General features: G+C 49.7%; 23 protein-coding genes. 19 read left to right on the top strand and 4 right to left on the bottom strand.

Going from position 1 to position 18,284, the window contains the following annotated elements; all coding sequences use genetic code 11:
* Window positions 1-9: 9 nt before the first annotated feature.
* The 3 genes from VF575_05185 (at window position 10) to VF575_05195 (ending at window position 1,940) form a co-directional block, all read left to right on the top strand.
* Entirely contained in the window at window positions 10-591 is a 582-nt protein-coding gene (locus tag VF575_05185) for an NAD(P)H-dependent oxidoreductase (GenBank protein ID HEX8182963.1), read from the top strand.
* Window positions 592-675: 84 nt separating this feature from the next.
* Entirely contained in the window at window positions 676-1,227 is a 552-nt protein-coding gene (gene orn, locus VF575_05190) for an oligoribonuclease (protein ID HEX8182964.1), read from the top strand.
* Window positions 1,228-1,502: 275 nt separating this feature from the next.
* On the top strand, window positions 1,503-1,940 hold the full coding sequence (locus VF575_05195) for a hypothetical protein (GenBank protein ID HEX8182965.1): 438 nt from the start codon (window positions 1,503-1,505) through the stop codon (window positions 1,938-1,940).
* Window positions 1,941-1,974: 34 nt separating this feature from the next.
* Here VF575_05195 and VF575_05200 read toward each other — a convergent pair whose 3' ends face one another.
* The gene (locus tag VF575_05200) at window positions 1,975-2,247 is read right to left on the bottom strand and encodes a hypothetical protein (protein HEX8182966.1); all 273 of its coding nucleotides are present in this window, start codon (window positions 2,245-2,247) and stop codon (window positions 1,975-1,977) included.
* A gap of 126 nt (window positions 2,248-2,373) precedes the next feature.
* Here VF575_05200 and VF575_05205 point away from each other — a divergent pair, with 126 nt between their 5' ends.
* Window positions 2,374-2,766, top strand: coding sequence for an MmcQ/YjbR family DNA-binding protein (locus VF575_05205; GenBank protein HEX8182967.1), 393 nt, complete (start codon window positions 2,374-2,376; stop codon window positions 2,764-2,766).
* A 151-nt stretch (window positions 2,767-2,917) separates the two neighbouring features.
* Here VF575_05205 and VF575_05210 read toward each other — a convergent pair whose 3' ends face one another.
* Window positions 2,918-3,979, bottom strand: coding sequence for a hypothetical protein (locus VF575_05210; protein HEX8182968.1), 1,062 nt, complete (start codon window positions 3,977-3,979; stop codon window positions 2,918-2,920).
* 115 nt (window positions 3,980-4,094) lie between these two features.
* On the opposite strand from VF575_05210, the gene dnaG reads away from it, so the two are divergent.
* From dnaG to VF575_05235, 5 genes are all read left to right on the top strand, one after another.
* A complete protein-coding gene (dnaG, locus tag VF575_05215) occupies window positions 4,095-5,903 on the top strand; it encodes a DNA primase (GenBank protein HEX8182969.1) in 1,809 nt (602 codons plus the stop codon).
* Window positions 5,904-5,968: 65 nt separating this feature from the next.
* The gene (rpoD, locus tag VF575_05220; protein ID HEX8182970.1) at window positions 5,969-7,180 is read left to right on the top strand and encodes an RNA polymerase sigma factor RpoD; all 1,212 of its coding nucleotides are present in this window, start codon (window positions 5,969-5,971) and stop codon (window positions 7,178-7,180) included.
* Between the two features lie 111 nt (window positions 7,181-7,291).
* Window positions 7,292-7,567 carry a WhiB family transcriptional regulator gene (locus tag VF575_05225; protein ID HEX8182971.1) on the top strand — a complete coding sequence of 92 codons (276 nt, stop codon included), beginning with the start codon at window positions 7,292-7,294 and terminating at the stop codon, window positions 7,565-7,567.
* Between the two features lie 93 nt (window positions 7,568-7,660).
* The gene (locus VF575_05230; GenBank protein HEX8182972.1) at window positions 7,661-8,257 is read left to right on the top strand and encodes a hypothetical protein; all 597 of its coding nucleotides are present in this window, start codon (window positions 7,661-7,663) and stop codon (window positions 8,255-8,257) included.
* A 30-nt stretch (window positions 8,258-8,287) separates the two neighbouring features.
* On the top strand, window positions 8,288-8,908 hold the full coding sequence (locus tag VF575_05235) for an AAA family ATPase (protein ID HEX8182973.1): 621 nt from the start codon (window positions 8,288-8,290) through the stop codon (window positions 8,906-8,908).
* Window positions 8,909-8,958: 50 nt separating this feature from the next.
* Here the strand turns inward: VF575_05235 and VF575_05240 are convergent, their stop codons facing one another.
* Window positions 8,959-9,750: a helix-turn-helix domain-containing protein gene (locus tag VF575_05240; GenBank protein HEX8182974.1), complete on the bottom strand. Its 792-nt coding sequence runs from the start codon at window positions 9,748-9,750 to the stop codon at window positions 8,959-8,961.
* Between the two features lie 150 nt (window positions 9,751-9,900).
* Between VF575_05240 and VF575_05245 the strand changes: the two genes are divergently transcribed.
* The 9 genes from VF575_05245 to VF575_05285 all read left to right on the top strand — a co-directional run bounded on the left by VF575_05245 (window position 9,901) and on the right by VF575_05285 (window position 17,042).
* Window positions 9,901-10,302: a hypothetical protein gene (locus VF575_05245; protein HEX8182975.1), complete on the top strand. Its 402-nt coding sequence runs from the start codon at window positions 9,901-9,903 to the stop codon at window positions 10,300-10,302.
* Entirely contained in the window at window positions 10,295-10,507 is a 213-nt protein-coding gene (locus VF575_05250; protein ID HEX8182976.1) for a M15 family metallopeptidase, read from the top strand. The genes VF575_05245 and VF575_05250 overlap by 8 nt, the downstream gene beginning before the upstream one ends.
* Before the next feature lie 254 nt (window positions 10,508-10,761).
* The gene (locus VF575_05255) at window positions 10,762-11,328 is read left to right on the top strand and encodes a hypothetical protein (GenBank protein HEX8182977.1); all 567 of its coding nucleotides are present in this window, start codon (window positions 10,762-10,764) and stop codon (window positions 11,326-11,328) included.
* Window positions 11,329-11,405: 77 nt separating this feature from the next.
* Window positions 11,406-14,090 carry a DNA polymerase I gene (gene polA / locus VF575_05260; GenBank protein ID HEX8182978.1) on the top strand — a complete coding sequence of 895 codons (2,685 nt, stop codon included), beginning with the start codon at window positions 11,406-11,408 and terminating at the stop codon, window positions 14,088-14,090.
* An 86-nt stretch (window positions 14,091-14,176) separates the two neighbouring features.
* Window positions 14,177-14,998 carry an aldo/keto reductase gene (locus tag VF575_05265; protein HEX8182979.1) on the top strand — a complete coding sequence of 274 codons (822 nt, stop codon included), beginning with the start codon at window positions 14,177-14,179 and terminating at the stop codon, window positions 14,996-14,998.
* Window positions 14,999-15,099: 101 nt separating this feature from the next.
* Window positions 15,100-15,462: a hypothetical protein gene (locus tag VF575_05270; protein ID HEX8182980.1), complete on the top strand. Its 363-nt coding sequence runs from the start codon at window positions 15,100-15,102 to the stop codon at window positions 15,460-15,462.
* 23 nt (window positions 15,463-15,485) lie between these two features.
* Window positions 15,486-15,755 carry a hypothetical protein gene (locus VF575_05275; GenBank protein ID HEX8182981.1) on the top strand — a complete coding sequence of 90 codons (270 nt, stop codon included), beginning with the start codon at window positions 15,486-15,488 and terminating at the stop codon, window positions 15,753-15,755.
* Window positions 15,756-15,860: 105 nt separating this feature from the next.
* Complete coding sequence (locus VF575_05280) at window positions 15,861-16,424, top strand: hypothetical protein (protein ID HEX8182982.1); 564 nt, start codon at window positions 15,861-15,863, stop codon at window positions 16,422-16,424.
* Between the two features lie 33 nt (window positions 16,425-16,457).
* Window positions 16,458-17,042 carry an HAD-IA family hydrolase gene (locus VF575_05285; GenBank protein ID HEX8182983.1) on the top strand — a complete coding sequence of 195 codons (585 nt, stop codon included), beginning with the start codon at window positions 16,458-16,460 and terminating at the stop codon, window positions 17,040-17,042.
* A gap of 14 nt (window positions 17,043-17,056) precedes the next feature.
* On the opposite strand, the gene VF575_05290 is transcribed toward VF575_05285, so the two are convergent.
* Window positions 17,057-17,296, bottom strand: coding sequence for a hypothetical protein (locus VF575_05290; protein HEX8182984.1), 240 nt, complete (start codon window positions 17,294-17,296; stop codon window positions 17,057-17,059).
* Window positions 17,297-17,400: 104 nt separating this feature from the next.
* Between VF575_05290 and mutM the strand changes: the two genes are divergently transcribed.
* Window positions 17,401-18,276: a bifunctional DNA-formamidopyrimidine glycosylase/DNA-(apurinic or apyrimidinic site) lyase gene (gene mutM, locus VF575_05295; protein HEX8182985.1), complete on the top strand. Its 876-nt coding sequence runs from the start codon at window positions 17,401-17,403 to the stop codon at window positions 18,274-18,276.
* The last annotated feature ends 8 nt before the right edge of the window (window positions 18,277-18,284 follow it).

Consider the following 18,284-nt stretch of genomic DNA (forward strand, 5'->3'; position numbering starts at 1 on the left):
GGAAACAACATGAAAACAGCAATCATTATCGGCAGTACCCGCGAAGGCCGCCTGACTGACCGCCTGGCCAAATGGGTAGCCAGCGAAGCTGCAAAGCACGGTGACACAGAAGTTCTGGATCTGCGTGATTATCCAATGCCGTTTTTCGATGAGGCTATCAGCCCTCGTTATAATCCGGCGCGTACGCCGTCTGAAGCCGTCAAAAAGTGGCTCGATAAAGTTGCTGAGTTTGATAGCTACGTCGTAGTAACGCCCGAGTACAACCGCGGCGTGCCGGCAGTCCTCAAAAATGCTATCGATGAACTTGGATTTGAAATCGATAACAAGCCAGTGGCTCTGGTGGCCCATGGATCATCAGGCGGAGCTCAGGCAGTCGCCAGCATGCGGTTCGCGTTACCAGGGGTCGGTGCAGTTACCATCCCACAAGCGATGTACGTCAATGGCCGTATTGGTGACATGTTCACTGAAGAAGGCGTATTTGGCGAAGCCGATCCAAACAATCCTTACGGACCGCAAGGACAACTGGTGGCCCAAATGGCCAGCCTGAAGTGGTACAGCGACGCGCTTGCTACAGCCCGTGCTGCCGCCTAGACAGCCGACAGCTACCACACATAAAACCCCGGTATCACACCGGGGTTTTTTGTTTCAGGTACGCCACCGAGTATAATGGTAGTAATGAGTGATATGAGTAGCATACTGCCCACCAAACTGCTGTGGGTGGATCTGGAGATGACCGGCCTTGAAGTCGACAAAGATGTGATCATCGAGATTGCTGCCGAGGTTACGGACTTCAATTTCAAGACACTTGCCAGCTATGAAGCGCTGGTGTTGCAGCCCGAGGCCAAATTAACGGGCATGAATCCGTGGGCCCAAAACCAGCATGATGCCAGCGGCCTGACTGAGCGTGTGCGCACTCAGGGCAAGCCAGAGCGTGAGGTCATTCATGAACTCATCGGCTTTATCAAGGGCCAGTTTGGTGACGAGCCTGCTATCTTGGCAGGGAACTCGATTCATAATGACCGGAATTTTATCAAACGGTGGTGGCCGGAAGTCGACGCACTGCTGCATTACCGCATGATGGATGTGTCGTCGCTGAAAATATTGATGCAGGCCAAATACGACGTTGGCTTCGAAAAGAAAGAAACGCACCGTGCCTTTGATGATATCCAGGCTTCAATTGCCGAATTGCAGCACTATCTGGAGTGGTTCGCTGATCAAAAAGACTAGATCTTATCCTGAGTCTTTATCCGTTCTAGTCACAAAATTAGCTATCAGCAAATTGGCCTATTATGGAGTAAGTACGGGGTATGTGAAAATTTTCACGTAGACTTTTAATTATATACCTTTGGTCTATTGTTCGCAGTGATTATTGCCGTATTGCCTAGTATGTGTTTTAAGAGCATTGTATGGATATGAACTTCTGTTTGCTTACAAATCTTTAGATATAAGATTTAAGTACGCACTTCATGGATCATGAACTCTAATTGGAATGGAAGGCAACTATGGCAATAGAAGGCATACCAGAGCAACCAAAACAATACGGGGAAGTGCTACACCTGCCAATGAATTACTGGGAGTTAGTTAAACAAGCTGCTTGGGAGCGAGTTGACGAGCGTTTAGCGTCAGCTCTCGATCCGATTGAGGACGACATTAACTTCGTACTTGTAGAGACACAGGCAAAAATTGTGGTCACTGGCCATGAGAAGAGTGGTAAATATTTTCGGGAATTGCTCCAAGAATATACCGAACGAACGCCGGAAATCGTCGACAATATGCGGCGGCTTGGACAAAATGATACGGCTGTCTTGCGAATTGAATCAGGTACTGTCGCACCGCTTATTGCAGAAAGAATCGTAACAGAACTCAGAATTGGTTATCAAGCGATTGTCGCAATGGAAAACTGTGACGCCGAGTTGGCAGAACTATTACATTTTGATTGATTTGCTAGTTTAAGAATTATTGATGCGTATATTGTCATTTACCGGTGTTTTGAAAGGCAGTTGGGTCTGCTGAAGGAATGAGATCGCTCGGGTCGATGTTTTTAGCTGCATCCCCCACGTCTAGTCCAAAATCGATAACTTCGGCTATTGGATGCGCGACGATATTGAGAGGGTTTTTGGAATATGTCAGGCTTTCATCGCTTGTACGGAGTCCGTACAAATCAACAGCGCTCGTAAATGCAGTAGCTGCCAAGATACCAATACCAATACGCCTAGCTACACGCTTCTCATGTTTAGTTAAAGGCACATATTCCCGCCCACTGTTATTAGGGTGGTTCGAATTTGAATTGCGCAAGGATGTCATAAATATACATTAGCACAAACATTATACAAAGTCAATAATATGTTCCATTATTTTGATATAATAGAGGGAATGAATCATAAAATCGTCGAAGATTATATATTGAGCATGCCGGATACGGTGCGAGAATATCCGTTTGGCGAGGGAGTTGCCGTTTATAAAGTTGCCACCCGGCGCGGAGCAGAAGACGCCAAAATGTTTGCACTGATTGCAGAGGATAGTGATCCGCTACAGCTGAGCCTGAAATGCGACCCGCAGTTGGCCGTACTACTGCGTGAAAAATACGAGACCGTCATGGCCGGCTATCACCTGAATAAAAAACATTGGAATACAATGATACTCAGCGGGCAAGTACCAGTGGATGAAGTCCAGGACCTGATCCGACATTCATATGTACTGGTGTCGGGGATAACCGAGCTTCCTGAATACGTCAGCAAAACACCTGGCCGTCCGAAATCGAAATAGCCAACCGGCCGAATGTGCCAATCATGCGTCTCAAAACCTTCACCTTAGTGGCGACCTGCGGGGCGGCCCCAAAATTGTTTATCTTAGGATAAAAATTTTAGGGGCGGACAGGTTGACGAGGCTCATGGGTAGATTTTGAGACGCAGGTCACTTACGGCTGGCTGATCATCTGTAGCAGCAGTTGCGCGGCTGACAGCTCTTTTTCGACGATGGCACGTTCGCCTGCAGCAGGTTTGGCGTTTATAATTTTTTTGAGATTTGTAATGTAGTCACTGAGTAACGACTGCATGGCGGTCGTAAAGACGGCGTCGTACGTACCGGCCGCCTGGGCAGCTTCAAGTGACTGGTCAATGGCGGGGCTGCTAATCAGAGCAAGCTGTTTGGCGTCTATTGTGCCGCCGCGCTGATTGATGTAGGTAATGAGTTCCTGCTGGGCTGACGTCGTTGAAACCTTGGCAGTGGTAGCAAAATTGATCAGGTTTTGCGATTCAAGCGTCTTGAGGCCAGCGTCACTAGTGCGGATAATGCGCTGCTGGTTAGAGGTGAGCGACGATAACCCGGGTGTGTCACCTTGGCCGCCGCGGAAGATGCTCAGCACAATTGCTAGCACGATGAGTGCCGCAAAAGCTGCCGCCGCCAGGAGTAATATAGTAGTAAACTTTGAACCGTTGCCGGGAAGTCGCTTTTTAGCAGGCTTCGGCTTACTTTCCAAGAAAAAATCGTAGGGCGTGCCAGCTGGCTGAGCCGGCAGTACCTGCGCCGGATAGGTGGGCTGCATTTGCGACGGGTGGGCGATGTAGCCAGAATTTTGCGGCTGTGTTCCGGCGATTGGCGGGTATGCTGGCTGCTGCCGGGGAGGAGTGGCACTATGCTGCTCTGGGGCAGGGTATCCAGGCTGTTGGACCGGCTGCGGTATTGGAATAGATGGTGCCGAAGCCGACTGTGCGCCGGGCTGCTGCCCTGGTTGTGGCGGCAGATAATAAGCTGGCTGTTGACCGGGCTGAGCTGGCAGATAGTAGGGCTGCTGGCCTGACTCCAGCGGATAGTACGGCGCTGGAGCAGGTGGCGGTACCGGATTGGACTGCGTGGGTGGCTGAGAGGCAAATGGCGTGCTCGGTGTAACCGGCATGGCCGGAATCGGGCCGGGCTGCTGCGGTTGTTGTGCGGGATAGCCGCCTGGACCTGGTCGAGGAGAGTTATTTGCTGGAGGCATCTGTCTTATTTAATCATAAACGGGTTCAAATACACAGGGGTGCACCGATGCAAACCAGCTAAGACGGGCGGGCGGCTTGCTACTTCACCAGAGATACTGCACACTAAATAGAGATATGGATGCAGTCGAGGAAGTCAAGAGTCGTTTGGGCATTGAGGATGTCATTGCTGAATATGTCGAACTCAAACGCGCCGGGCGGAATTACAAGGGTCTGAGCCCGTTCAGCAGCGAAAAGTCACCGAGCTTTGTTGTCAGTCCCGAAAAGCAGATTTGGCATGATTTCTCATCTGGCAAGGGCGGTGATATGTTCAGCTTTGTTATGGAAATGGAAGGGCTCAATTTTAAGGAAACACTAGCGCTGCTGGCCCGCAAAGCGGGAGTGGACCTGGAGCAGTTCCGTGGATCCGGCAACGGCCAGAACAATGCCCGGCGCAAAGAACGGCTGTACGCGGCCAGCGAGCTGGCTGCCAAATTTTATCAGGTGCAGTTCAGTCGCAGCAAAATAGCGCTGGAATATGCCCTCGGTAAACGTAAGTTTAGTAAAGAAACGGCGCTGCAGTGGCAGCTGGGTTATTCGCCAAACACTGGTAGCGCCCTGTGTGATTTTCTCATGTCCAAAAAGTTTACGCCGGATGAGATCCGTGACGCCGGACTCAGCTCCGCCAATCGCTACGGTAATTCGGGCAGAAATAGTCTGCGCGATATGTTCCGCGGCCGGCTGATGATACCGCTGCATGATCCGCAGGGCAGAGTAATCGGCTTCACGGCGCGCTTACTGGAAGATAATAACGTCTCTCCCGGCGCAGCGCAAAGCGGCTCGTACGATGCCCCCAAATACATCAATACGCCGCAAACTGCTCTGTACGACAAAAGCCGACATGTCTACGGGCTGCACCTGGCCAAAGAATCGATCCGCAAAACCAAATACGTAGTGCTAGTCGAAGGGAACCTCGATGTCATCAGCAGTCACCAAGCGAATGTCCGGCAGGTGGTGGCTACAGCAGGGACGGCGATGACTGAACAGCATTTGAAGGCGCTCAGTAAATTTACGGGTGACATCCGGCTGAGCTATGACCAGGACAAGGCCGGACTGAATGCGACCGAGCGCGCCATCGGTGTGGCTGCAAAAGTTGGCGTCTCAATCAGCATGATTACGATTCCTTCTGGCAAGGATCCCGACGAGCTTATCAAACAGGATCCGCAGATCTGGCGTGATGTCATAGAAAAGCATCAGTATGCCCTCGACTGGCTGATTGACCGTTACCAGAGCCTACTCGATATATCGAGTGCGCAGGGCAAGCGTGAATTCAGTGACGTACTGCTGCCGGTGGTGCGAGGGTTGCAGGACAGTGTCGAACGGGATCATTATCTGCAACGGATCGCTGGTATTATTGGTGTCAGTCAGGATGCCCTCACTGATAAATACGAACAGACCACCCGCGAGTTGCCAGTACCGCGCAAGCGCCAAACCGCGACGCCAGCCCAGGTTGACCGTCAAACTGCCGAAAACTTCCGCATCCAAGATCAACTGCTGGCCCTGGCGCTGATGCAGCCATCACTGCGCAGCCATCTGGCGCCGATAACGCCGGACATGCTCTTTAGTGACAATGCCCGGACGCTGCTGCAATTTTTGCAGAACCATCCGGATTTTACCGGCAAAGAGGCTGATAGGGTTGCGGAATTGCGGCCTATCGCGGATTATGCTAAAATATTATCTGTAGCATATGAAGAGCTCTATCAGGGTATTGAGATTGTCGACCTCCAAAGTGATGCGACCCGGCAACAAACCCGGTTGATAGAAAATTATGTAAAAACGCAAAAACTCCAAATAACAGACAAGCTGGCAACTGCCGATGAAGCCGAAACCCGACACCTGCTCGGACGGGTACGGCAGCTCGACCAGCTCCTCAAACAAGTGAAGTGATATAACAGGTCATTACAGCCTGTTTGTATGGTGGAATTCACGGTATTTATAATAAGGAGACATGCATGGCAGACGCCCCCAAGAACGACAAGAACGAAGAAGTGAACAAAAAGAACGACGGCAAAAAGGACAAAGCCGCCAAGAAACCAGCTGCAACTGACAAGGCTGCAGCGACAACTGTCGAAGAGCAGAAGCAACAGCTGATTGCCAAAGCCAAAAAAGACGGCCACATTGAGCAGCGCGAAATATTCGCTGTTATACCCGAAACACCAGAAAACGCCGAAGCGCTTGATGCGCTCTATACTGAATTAGCCGAGACAAACGTTGAAGTGACGACAACCGACCCCGATGTTGCCGCCTTTACCGATGACTGGGTCGCCGAAGCCGAAGAGGAGGAAGCGGAAGTCGCCGGCAGTGGCAGTGCTATCGTCTATCTAGACGACGACGTCGCTGACGACTCCGTTCGTCTGTACCTTCGCGAAATTGGTAAAATCCCGCTGCTAAACGCCGAAGAAGAACTCAAGCTGGCCTATGAAATCAAAGCCGGTTCCAAAAAAGCCAAAGACAAGATGGCCGAAGCCAATATGCGACTCGTTGTCTCGATCGCTAAGCGCTACGTCGGTCGCGGTCTTGATCTGCTCGATTTGATTCAGGAAGGCAACACTGGACTGCTGCGTGCCGTTGAAAAATTCGATCCTGACAAGGGGTTCAAATTCTCAACCTATGCAACCTGGTGGATCCGCCAGGCAATTACCCGTGCTATCGCCGACCAGGCGCGTACCATCCGTATTCCTGTCCACATGGTGGAAACCATCAACAAGCTGCTACGTACTCAGCGCCGCCTGACCCAAGAACTCAACCGCGAGCCATCAAACGAAGAAATAGCCAAAGAGATGGAAATCGAAGTCGACAAGGTCGAGCATATTATGAAAATCAAGCAGGATATTTCCAGTCTTGACGCCTCTATTCGTGACGACGAAGAAGATTCCGTTTTATCTGATTTCATCGAAGACGAAGACACGGTGAGTCCCGAGGAATCCGCTACCAATCAGCTGCTGAAAGAGCAGGTGAAGGAGATATTAAGTGCTCTGACAGAGCGCGAGCAGAAAATTTTAAAATTGCGCTTCGGCCTGGAAGACGGCAAACAGCATACTTTGGAAGAAGTAGGCCAGGAATTCAGCGTCACCCGTGAGCGCATCCGTCAGATTGAAGCCAAAGCCCTTGCCAAACTGCGCAAGCACAAAGACGCCAAGAAGCTGCACGACTACATTAAGTAGCATTTCCACTCCCTTGACGCCATCAGTGCCGCTACAAATTTGACAACATTTATTATTTGTATCTGCAAAGGTATGTGGTTATTATCAAAAAATAACTGGAGAAGGTAGCTGATGACTGAACGAAGTGTATACATACAACCTTACGAGGGTAATGATGGCTCTGACGAGAGTGACTGGCGTGCTTATGCCCTCTGCGCCCAAACAGATCCAGAAGCTTTTTATCCTGAAAAAGGAAGAGGGAGCGCAAAAGCGGCAAAAGCAGTCTGTAAGGTATGTACCGTCAAGGAACCATGTTTAGAAGATGCCTTGAAAAATGGAGATCGATTTGGTGTATACGGCGGATTATCTGAGCGTGAGCGCCGCAAGCTGCCTAAAGACCGTAAGTAGCTGCATGGTTACATTAGATAGGAGGGGTATAAATCAGAATAACAGGTGCAACACGTCTGTCATTCCTGTCATAATGTGGTAAGCTTAAGTTAAATGCAGAAACCAAAATTAAAGTCATATTTCAGTCTGTTTACTCCGTCGCCGCTTGGTATAGTGTTTTATGTCTTTTGGTCGGTGCTAGCAATAGCTTTGAATCAAATCGACGCTATTCAGAAGGTGTTGCAGCTGCCGCGCGGACTCGATTTTATTGGTGCGATAGCAAGATTTGCCGATCGGGTTTTGACATCAGCAATTGGTGAATCCAGTACCCAAACGCTGGTGGTGGGATTGTTTTGGGCCGGTGTTGGTATGGTCGTTTATGTTTTCCTGCGAGCATTGTCAAAGTTAGTGGTTGAGCTGGACGATGATATCGATGAGCGGCGCTACGTCTGGCCGAAAGGCATGAACCGCTCTGGGCCGCTGCTGATTTTTATAGAAAAGGGCATCTTGCGCACCGTTGCGGCTATTGCACTGATCCTAACAATTATCGGACCACTCGCAACGGTCATTAGCCGGCCGGTATTTACTGATTTTCTTGGTTCAAATAAGCCACTGCAGTATATCGTATGGTTCATAAGTAGTGTGATCGTGTGGCACGTCGTGGTCGTACTGCTACGTTTAGTCGTACTTCGAGCCCGGTTGTTCGAATAAGACACGGCTTTACGGTATAATTGTGCAGGTATGAGTATGATTATTATTGGAATTGCTGGAACCAACGGTGCCGGCAAGGATACGGTTGGTCGCATCTTGGCTGAACAGCATGGCTACCTTTTTGTGTCAGTCACTGACGTGCTACGGGCCGAGCTGCGGCGCCGAAACTTACCGATCGATCGTTTGCATATGCGTGATCTCAGCGCCGAATGGCGCCGGGAGTATGGCTACGGCGTACTTATCGACCGGGCGGTGGATGCTTATAAATCGGCTATGGCTACCGGTACATACAACGGTATGGCCGTTGCCAGCTTGCGCAATCCTTATGAAGTCGACCGCGTACACGAGCTCCAAGGAGTTGTCTGGTGGGTGGATGCCGACGCCCGGCTGCGCTTTGACCGCATTCAGCGCAATGCCGCCACTAGAGCCCGCGCCGGAGAAGACGAAAAAACTTTTGAAGAATTCCTGGCAGAAGAAAAAGCGGAAATGTACTCCAGTGGCGACGAAGCCACGCTCAATATGTCGGCCGTTCGGGATAAATGTGATGTCAAACTCCAGAATGGTGGCAATTCGCTGGAAATGCTCGAGCAGGAAATTACCGGCATGTTTGATGATCCGCAAATTGAAGGCGCCGGTGGGCTGCAGGTCTAAGTGGCGTCCAACGGGTTAGCACTCAAGGTAGAGGTTTTGAGATCAAGTCGCTAAACTTTTCGTTTTGCTTGGCGTGGCAGCTTTTTGTAGCCAGGATCTTTGCGAATCGAGCGATCAAGTAACTGCCACAATTCCTTGAAGGCGCGGGCCACAACTTTATTTTTGACGCGGATTGCCGATGCTTCGTGTTCGAAGCAGACAATCATTAGTTCATGGCCGCTGACTGTCCATTCGACGGGAGCGGTGTAGTCATCGTTATGTATCCAGGTTCGCGTCAGATTGTTCTCGCGGTCAATGGCCGGATTGGCTGAAGCCTCAAGGCAGTCCTGCGTTATACCGTAGCGCTGCGCGCCGACTTTGGCTGGAAGACTGCGTAATTTACTCATAGTTTCATGTCCCATAACCGGGATATCAGCCCGCGTCTTTATAAAATAGATCGGCTGCTTCAGGCCCGTTTGATGCTCGTACAAAGAAGCTACGACCTGGTTGCCGTGGTAACTGCGCACATCCTTTTCGCCGGTAGATTTTTCATAGTCGCGGCGAAGCTCCTGCAGGGAGTCGCGGATACCTTGCTCAAGTGCCAGCAAACGGTTGCGCTCGGTGGCAACGATACCCGTGAGCGCGATCGGATCTTCAGCCTTATAGACAAACTTTCCGCGGACTTCAGCGCGTGCAATCAGCTGCATCTCAAATAATTTTTCAAGCACCTTGTAAGCGTTCGAACGAGTCAAGTCCAATGCTTTGGCTATTTGCGGCGGGGCTGACTCACCCTGTTTGAGAAGATACAAATATGTTTTGGCCTGAACATCGTTGAGACCGACCTGCTGTAATAAGTTTTCCATAAGCATAATATAGCACAATTTGTATATATTGTGAACGTAATATTCACAATATATACATTATATAACAGATACGCCAACAATATTGTCACAAATAAGTTTCAGTAAAATATTTATTATGAAATAATGTTAACTGTAAAGAAAGGATGTTATATGAAAGCACCGGAAACCTATGAAATACCTCGTAGTACATTATTGGGCGAAGAAATAATGAAGTTGCTACAGCCAAGTACAGTTGTTGAATTCGAAAGTGCCCTTCGGAGGGATGGGGAATTGGAATACCGAGAATCCGTCTGCCGACTCGTAGACACGGATCGGTTTATGGGCTGTGTTGCCGTTGAATATTACAATGAAGATTTTGCCTTAAATCCAGGATATGAGCGAGGTACTCGCAAAACACTGGTTATAGCGGGAGTTGTCGAAGGTGACATGGTAAGCTACAAGAAATCTGATTATGTTGAACCCAATCTAGGTGTCATCCACTTAAAGCACGTAGAGATTGCCATGGAAGAAGTAATACAAAGCTTACATGATCATCTTGCCACCCTTGAATAGATCAGTTTCCTACATCCGCTATATAAGTCCTACCAACATCTTGGTCTCTCCGCCGGACGCGGTTTGGAATCCGGAAAAGCCTGGTACGCTCAGCGAGACGTACCAATTGGTAAAATTTTTGAAAAACCGTGGTTGGGAGTGGGGCGGTGACTGGCTTCCAAAAAGTGGCCGCACAGATTATCAGCATTTCCAAAAACTGATCTAAACTGCCAACCCTTCAAAGGTTAACAAAGGTAGACCAACGAGGTTTATATAAATGTGATATCGAAATTCACAAATATAGTTATCCACGTGTGCATTATTTCTAATGTATAAATAAAATTCACAGTTTTAGAGTGTGCTCGACTTGCACATCATACAAATTAGTTGTATGGTTATTGCTACCAAGAAGTGTATATGTACACGTAATGGGGGGGGTGTCGTATATACGTATATAAATCTGATGAAAGTGTACACCTTATGGCAGAACAGTTAGATCAATCCTTTACCCCTGAAACGCCAGATATTTGTATGGTTATGGCAAACATGTTTCGCAACAGACTTACAATCCTTGAGGCATCGAAACATCTGGGTGAATTAGCGACACTCGACCCATACGAGATTACTGTGCCTGAAGTTGAAACATTTGAGGATACGACTGGCGGGGAACTTAAAGAATTTGCTGACCAAATGTTGGAATTCGATGCTTGCACTGAGAAATCACCAAACGGAAAAACTGAATTCTGGATAATTCGTGAGAAGACTGACTATGCCGGTAGGCCACTAAAGGCGCTTCGTAAATTAGGTCGTGCGAAGAGCTGGCTGCCGCAAGCTATAGTTGTTACGACAACCGGCCGGCTCGATATTGCCACGGCTGTCGACATACGAAAATCGGCATTTCGACCCGAGGGAAACACTAATCTGTTGTCTATCTTAAGCCTGCCACGTATTCGCAGTACTGATCAACAAAATGTAGTCCACGGTAAATTACTCGCAGATCTTTGGATGGCTGAGGATAGATACTTAGACGCCGATAAGCCCGTCTGATAGTTGGTTTTGATATTGCCGCCTGACCTCTACTGATCGGCTGGTTAGTTGCTGGACGGTAACGTATACTTTAATTTATGAGTGAAAAGAGTCAGGCGTCTCGCAAGAAGCTCGTCGTCATTGACGGCAAGTCAGTGTTTTACCGTGGCTATTATGCCATGCCGAATTTATCGACAAAGGACGGTACACCGACAGGTGGTGTGTTTGGCTTTGCGTCGATGGCGCTCGAAGTCATCAAGCGGTTGCAGCCGGACTATGTGGCAGTAGCCTGGGACAAGCCAAAGACCAACATTCGCCGCCGCCTGGCGCTGTATCCAGAGTATAAAGCTGGTCGTAAGCCGACGCCGCCCGATTTCAAAGCGCAGATACCGGTGCTGCAGGAATTACTACAGGCATTTGGCTGGCCGCTGTATGAAATGGACGATTACGAGGCTGACGATATAATGGGCGCTTTGGCGGTGCAGGCAACAGCCAAAGATATCGAGACCATGCTTATTACCAGTGACCTCGACATGCTCCAGCTGGTCAATCCGCACGTCCACGTCTACGCCCTCAAAAAAGGCCTCAGTAATATTGAAGAATTTTCGCCGGAGAGTCTGGAAGCGAAATACGGTATTCGTGTCGACCAGATGTTGGACCTAAAGGCTCTTAAGGGCGACTCGTCGGACAATATTCCTGGTGTGCCCGGCATTGGTGAAAAGGGTGCCGTCGCACTGCTGCAAGAGTTCGGAACGCTTGACAATATTTATGAAAACCTTGGCCTCATCAAGGACGCCACGCGCCGCAAGCTGGAAGCTGGCCGTGAACTGGCATATCTGAGCAAGCAGCTGGGTGCTATCTGGACGGACGCTCCGCTCAAGCTCGATCTGAAAGAAGTCGATGGTACGCTGTGTGATCCACAGAAGATTCTGGATCTGCTGCAAAAATTAGAATTCAAGAGCCTGGTACGTCAATTGCCAGATGTTATGCACATCAAGGGTAAAATAACAGCCACCAATGCTTTCCAGCAGGGAAAGCTAGCCAAAAACACCATTATCTCATCCATCGATGAGCTACAAAATCTTAAACTGACGCCGTCGCAGGAACTGACAGTGCACGCTCGGGCCGCTGGCCGGCATGGCAAAGATCCGCGCGTCCTGCTGCTCAGTCCAAAATCCGATGAAGTTTATAGCTTTGATCTGGCCAAGCTGCCGCACGAAGCAGTTGCCGAAAAACTGAACGATTATATGGGTGAGAGCGGCGCTTACCTCATTGGTTACGATATTAAAGCATCTCTGAAGGTACTTCGTGAAATTGGTGTTGGCAGGCCGGCAGTCGGCCACGATGTCATGATTGGAGCCTTTTTACTCAACGCGCTGCGCCGTGAGCAGACACTGACCGATCTGGCAGAAGCCGATCTCAATTATGCCGGCTCATCGCTTGAGGACCTTAGCGATGAAGAAATTATCCAACGGGCCCCAGATTTTGTATCACTCATCGCGGCACTGTACGAGCATCAGGCTACATCGCTCAAGGAAATCCCGAAGCTCGATCAGCTTGCCAAGGATATCGAATGGCCGGTTATCACCGTGCTGGCCGACATGGAATATGAGGGCATGCTGCTCGACACTGCGTACCTGGCGGACTTCTCAGACGAAATAAACAGCCTGATTGGCGGTTACGAACAGCAGATATATGAACTGGCCGGGCAGGAATTCAATATCGGCAGCCCAAGCCAACTGGCCGATATATTGTTCGACACGATTGGTATGTCGCCGCTCGGCATCAAAAAGGGCAAAACTGGCTACAGCACTGCTGCCAGTGAACTAGATAAGCTGCGCGGTCAGCACCCAATTATCGACCTCATCACGCAGTACCGCGAAGTCGCTAAGCTGAAGAATACCTACGTCGATACATTGCCGAAGCTAGTAGACGACGAATCGCGGGTACATACCACGTTCGCTCTGACCGTGGCCCAGACTGGCCGGCTCAGCAGCAACGATCCGAATCTGCAAAATATCCCAACCCGCACCGACCTCGGTCGCCGGATTCGCACGGCCTTTGTAGCGGGCCATTCGGGAGACGGCAGGCGCAACAAGTTTGTCAGTGCCGATTACAGCCAGTTCGAACTGCGTCTGGCCGCGGTGATGGCCAAGGACGCCGAGCTTGTCAGTATGTTTAATAGCGGTGCCGATATTCATACTGCAACTGCCGCCAGGGTGTACGGCCGTCAGGTAGAGGATGTGACGAAGGGTATGCGCCGGGCGGCGAAGGTAATTAACTTCGGGATTTTATACGGCATGAGCCCGCATGGCCTGTCGATAGCCACCGGCATGAGCCGCGAACAAGCAGTGACCTTTATCGACAAATACAAGCAAGTGCGGCGGCCACTGTTCGACTATATGGACCGTACGCGCGAACTGGCCCGATCTCAAGGCTACGTTGAAACCCTGCATGGCCGCCGCCGACCGATGCCTGATATCCATTCGCCGAATTTCATGGTCCGCCAGGCTGCCGAACGGGCTGCCATCAATATGCCCATCCAGGGCACCGAAGCCGACCTCATGAAGCTAGCTATGATCCGGGTTGACGAATTGCTGCATGAAAATTTCCCGGCATCAAAGCAGCTGCTGCAGGTGCACGATTCTATTCTCGTCGAATGCCCCGAAGCAGACGCCCCGGAAATCGCCGCGCTGCTCAAGGAAGCCATGGAAAACATCTATACGCTACCAGTCCGGCTTGATGTCGACGTGACAATCGGAGACAACTGGGGAGAACTATAACGCAGAGCGCTACCGTAAATTATTCTACTGCCCGGGCGCAGCAAATCCGGTACGATACAACCACCATATAATCTGGAGATCCTACCATGCCTGAAATACCTGACCTTACACTGAATACCGGGGCCGCAATACCACAAATCGGCTATGGACTATGGCGTAATGCCGATCATGATGAGTGCGTTGACGCAGTAGCCTATGCCCTTGACGCCGGCTATACGCACTTTGACGGTGCGCAGATATATGGCAACGAGCAACACCTCGGTGAAGCGATCGCGAACAGCGGAGTTGACCGGGCAGAATTGTTTATCACTACCAAGATCTGGACCGATAATATGGACGCTGGCACCGTCGAACCGAGCTTTCGAGAGTCACTAGGGAAGTTGCGCACTGACTACGTTGACCTGCTGCTGTTGCATTTTCCGGTTACCGAAACGCGCGCCGAAGCCTGGCTGGAGCTCGAGAATATATACGAATCGGGCGCCGCTAAAGCAATTGGCGTCAGTAATTACACCGTCGGTCATCTGGAAGAATTATTAAAAACCTGCAAGGTTAAACCAGCCGTAAACCAGGTGGAACTCAGCGTCGTGTTGCAGCAGCCGGAGCTAGTAGAATACTGCAAAGATAACGACATAATTGTCGAGGCCTACACGCCGCTTGCAGAAGGCCATTTCTTTGACGATCCAATCTTGAAGGAGCTGGCAGCCAAGCATGGCAAATCCGTCCAGCAGATCATGCTACGCTGGTGTATCGATTACAGCGTCGTTTGTTTAACCAAGTCTGCCAAAAAGGACCGCATTGAACAAAACATTGATATATTTGATTTTGAACTGGATAAAGACGATATGACAAAACTCAAAACACTTGATCAAAATCACCGCACAAACTGGGACCCAACCCACGTTGCGTAAATAGCGCAGCCTAGTATCTTACTGACAATGCACGAGCATAAGCCCATGATAGGAGTTAGAAGGCACACACAACGTGCCTTCTTTAAGTGGAGGTATATGAAATGGTAAAATTTGAAGGCGACGATGAATTGCAAACGCAACCTGGTTCTATGTCTGGTGGTGTAAATACATCGGAAGAAGATTTACCAGAAATAACCAGCGGTGAGCGACCATTTTATGCGGGCCGACAGAGCAGTGAGCCAATCCCAGGTATACATACGGAAATCAATGAAGATGATCAATCGGATATGTCTGCGGAGGCAGGTGATATGGCACATACTAACCTCTCAGGTTGGGAAAGAGACCCTACTAAATTATCACAGTTGCCACGCGAAGATGTGCCTGAAGCACTAGGTAGCTTAGTTGTGCCAATCCCTGATCCGGTAGTTCCCGTCAAGCCTGGCTCGGATAACTTTTTACCATAAGACTACGAAATGGAAGTTTAGTAATGGATGAACAATTACTTCGCTCAGTACAACGACAGCTCCGCGCGATTAAAATAATGCTCGGATTCTTTTTTGTCATGATTTTAGCTATGCTGGCGATTCTCGGCTTCATTACCTATAAAGTCGTTACTTTTACCCAGGATATTACAAACAAAGTTACAAATATCCAAGATCAGACCAAGCAAAGCCTGAACCTAAAAAGTCAGGTTTGTGAGAATAAATCTTTAACCAATTTGCTCGGTAGCAATAATAGTTTGTGTAATGGTCGATAAATTTCTGCCGACCGATGAATAATATGCATATGCTATTGCAATATAGCTAACTATGTGCTATTATAAGCACACTACGCTCAATATAGGTGAGGTGTGTACATAATTATGAAATTTATCATTGGTTTTCTTATCTCAATCGGACTGCTCATCTTTGTGTTTGTCCTGATTTTTCGTGGCGGCGGTGATTCCGCTGACCAGACGACCAAACAGGGAACGAAGCTTATTGATTATGCCAATAGTAGTAGTGCTGTTATGCAATTTACGCAGGAGGGACCGGTAACGGCCGACCTCACACACAACCGTGTCCGGATTACTGTTGGCCGTGACCAAACGACAATAGAAACGTTCAAGGGTTACGAGGGTCCTGCCGTAAATAGCAAATCGTATGCCAATAACTCCACGGCATATGCTGATTTTCTGCAGGCTTTGCAACTCGCTGGCTATACCGAAGGCAATAGTGACAAAGAATTTGCCGATGAACGTGGCCGTTGTGCAACTGGTCAGCGCTACATCATGGGCATCCAGGATGGCAGCAGCGAAATCCAACGCTTTTGGGCAACATCATGTGGCGGCGCAGCTACCTTCAAGGGTAAATCAGCAATTGTTCGAAGCCTCTTCATTCGCCAAGTCCCGGACTATAACACCGTCGCTGGCAATCTATCCCTCTAGGCAGACCGGACCGCAGCCTTATATACTGGTAGAGTGATACAAGCTGTAATATTTGATTGTTTCGGCGTCCTGACGTCTGACGCTTGGCTACCGTTTAAGCGGCGCTATTTTGGTCATGACCCAAATCTGGAGCAGCAGGCAACTGACCTCAACAAACAAGTCGATGCCGGCCTGGCGGATTATGATGATTTTATCAATGGCATCGCTGAACTTGCAGGCATGCAACCGACGCAAGCCCGGGCGGAAATTGCTAACAACGTCGCTAACGAAGCCCTTTTCGAATACATGGCTCAATTTTTGAAGCCGCAGTATAAGATTGGCTTGTTGTCAAACGCTGGCGCTAATTGGCTCGACGAACTGTTTGGCGAAAAGCAGGCCGGTCTGTTTGATGCTGTTCAGTTATCCTGCGACACCGGCTTTGTGAAACCCGACGCCCGTGCCTATCACGGTGTGGCCGACGCACTTGGCGTGGCACCGGAAGCATGCATTTTTATAGACGACCAAGAGCGGTACTGTACCGGGGCCCGCGACGTCGGCATGCAGGCTGTGGTGTACCATGAGTTTGAACAATGCAGAGACGAGCTTGAGGGGTTGCTGGGGCGCTCAAGCCCACGCTAGGCTGGTATGTCCGCTTAAGCAATCCGAAAGATGAGCCGTTTGCTGGTGCTGGCCGCCCGCTGAATCTGGCGTGTCTGCATCCGCAGCGAACTAGTAAAGGCGGCGCCCTGGGCCGTTATGATAATTTCTTTGTCGCGCACCGTCACGGCGACGGTTTTGCCAAATGCCTCAAGTACATAGCTTTTGATAGCGAGTGCTTCGTCGGGTTCATCATAATTTCGGTTTAGTAATATATCTGCGAGAGAATTGCTCATAGCTATGTAGTATGAATTTCTTGTGTGTATTCGGCAAGTACGTAGTAAATGGACCAACTGTAGTTGCTTGTGTTTATAGCTGTTTTACTTGCTAAACTTGACGTATGCCTGAATTACCAGAAGTTGAAACCGTTAAGCGTGGTTTGTCGCGGCTGTTGCCGGGCCTGACAATCACGCACGTATCGCATGATACTCCCAAGAGCTTTCCGAATGCTGAACATGACGTCGCGCAGTTTTTGCTGAGTTCAACGGTCGTTGCGGTCACGCGGCGGGCCAAAGTGCTGCTGATAGAACTCAGCAGCAAATACAGCTTGGTCATACATCTGAAGATGACGGGACAACTCGTCTACCGCAGTAGCTCAGAGCGCTTTGGGGCCGGCCATCCAAATGCCAGCCTGATCGGGGAACTGCCGGATAAATCGACGCGAGTGACGATAGATTTCAATAATGGGGCGCATCTGTATTTTAATGATCAACGCAAGTTCGGCTGGGTGCGGCTGGTACCAACCGTCGAAATTCCGCAGATTGATTTCTTCAAAAGGGTTGGGCCAGAGCCGTTGTCGGACGATTTTACGTGGCAAATTATGCGTGAACGCCTGCAGCGGCGCAAAAACACCAGTATCAAAGCTGCCTTGCTCGATCAGTCGGTCATAGCTGGTGTTGGTAATATATACGCTGACGAAAGCCTGTGGGGTGCGATGATTCATCCTTCAACGCTGGTCAAAAATGTTTCAGACAATCAAATACAGTTGCTCTATACTGCGCTGCGCGATGTGCTGCAGCTGAGCATCGACAAAGGTGGCTCAACAGATCAGCATTACGTCGATGCCGAAGGTAAGCCGGGCAAATACCTGACATTTGCCAATGTCTTCCGCCGCGAAGGTTTGCCATGCTCCCGCTGCGCCGCGACGATAGAAAAATCGCGCGTTGCCGGGCGGGGGACACATACTTGCCCGCAGTGTCAGGTCCTGTATGTGTAGTTGCTGAC

Source organism: Candidatus Saccharimonadales bacterium (assembly GCA_036388415.1).
In the GTDB taxonomy this organism is placed as follows: Bacteria; Patescibacteriota; Saccharimonadia; order Saccharimonadales; family UBA4665; genus UBA4665.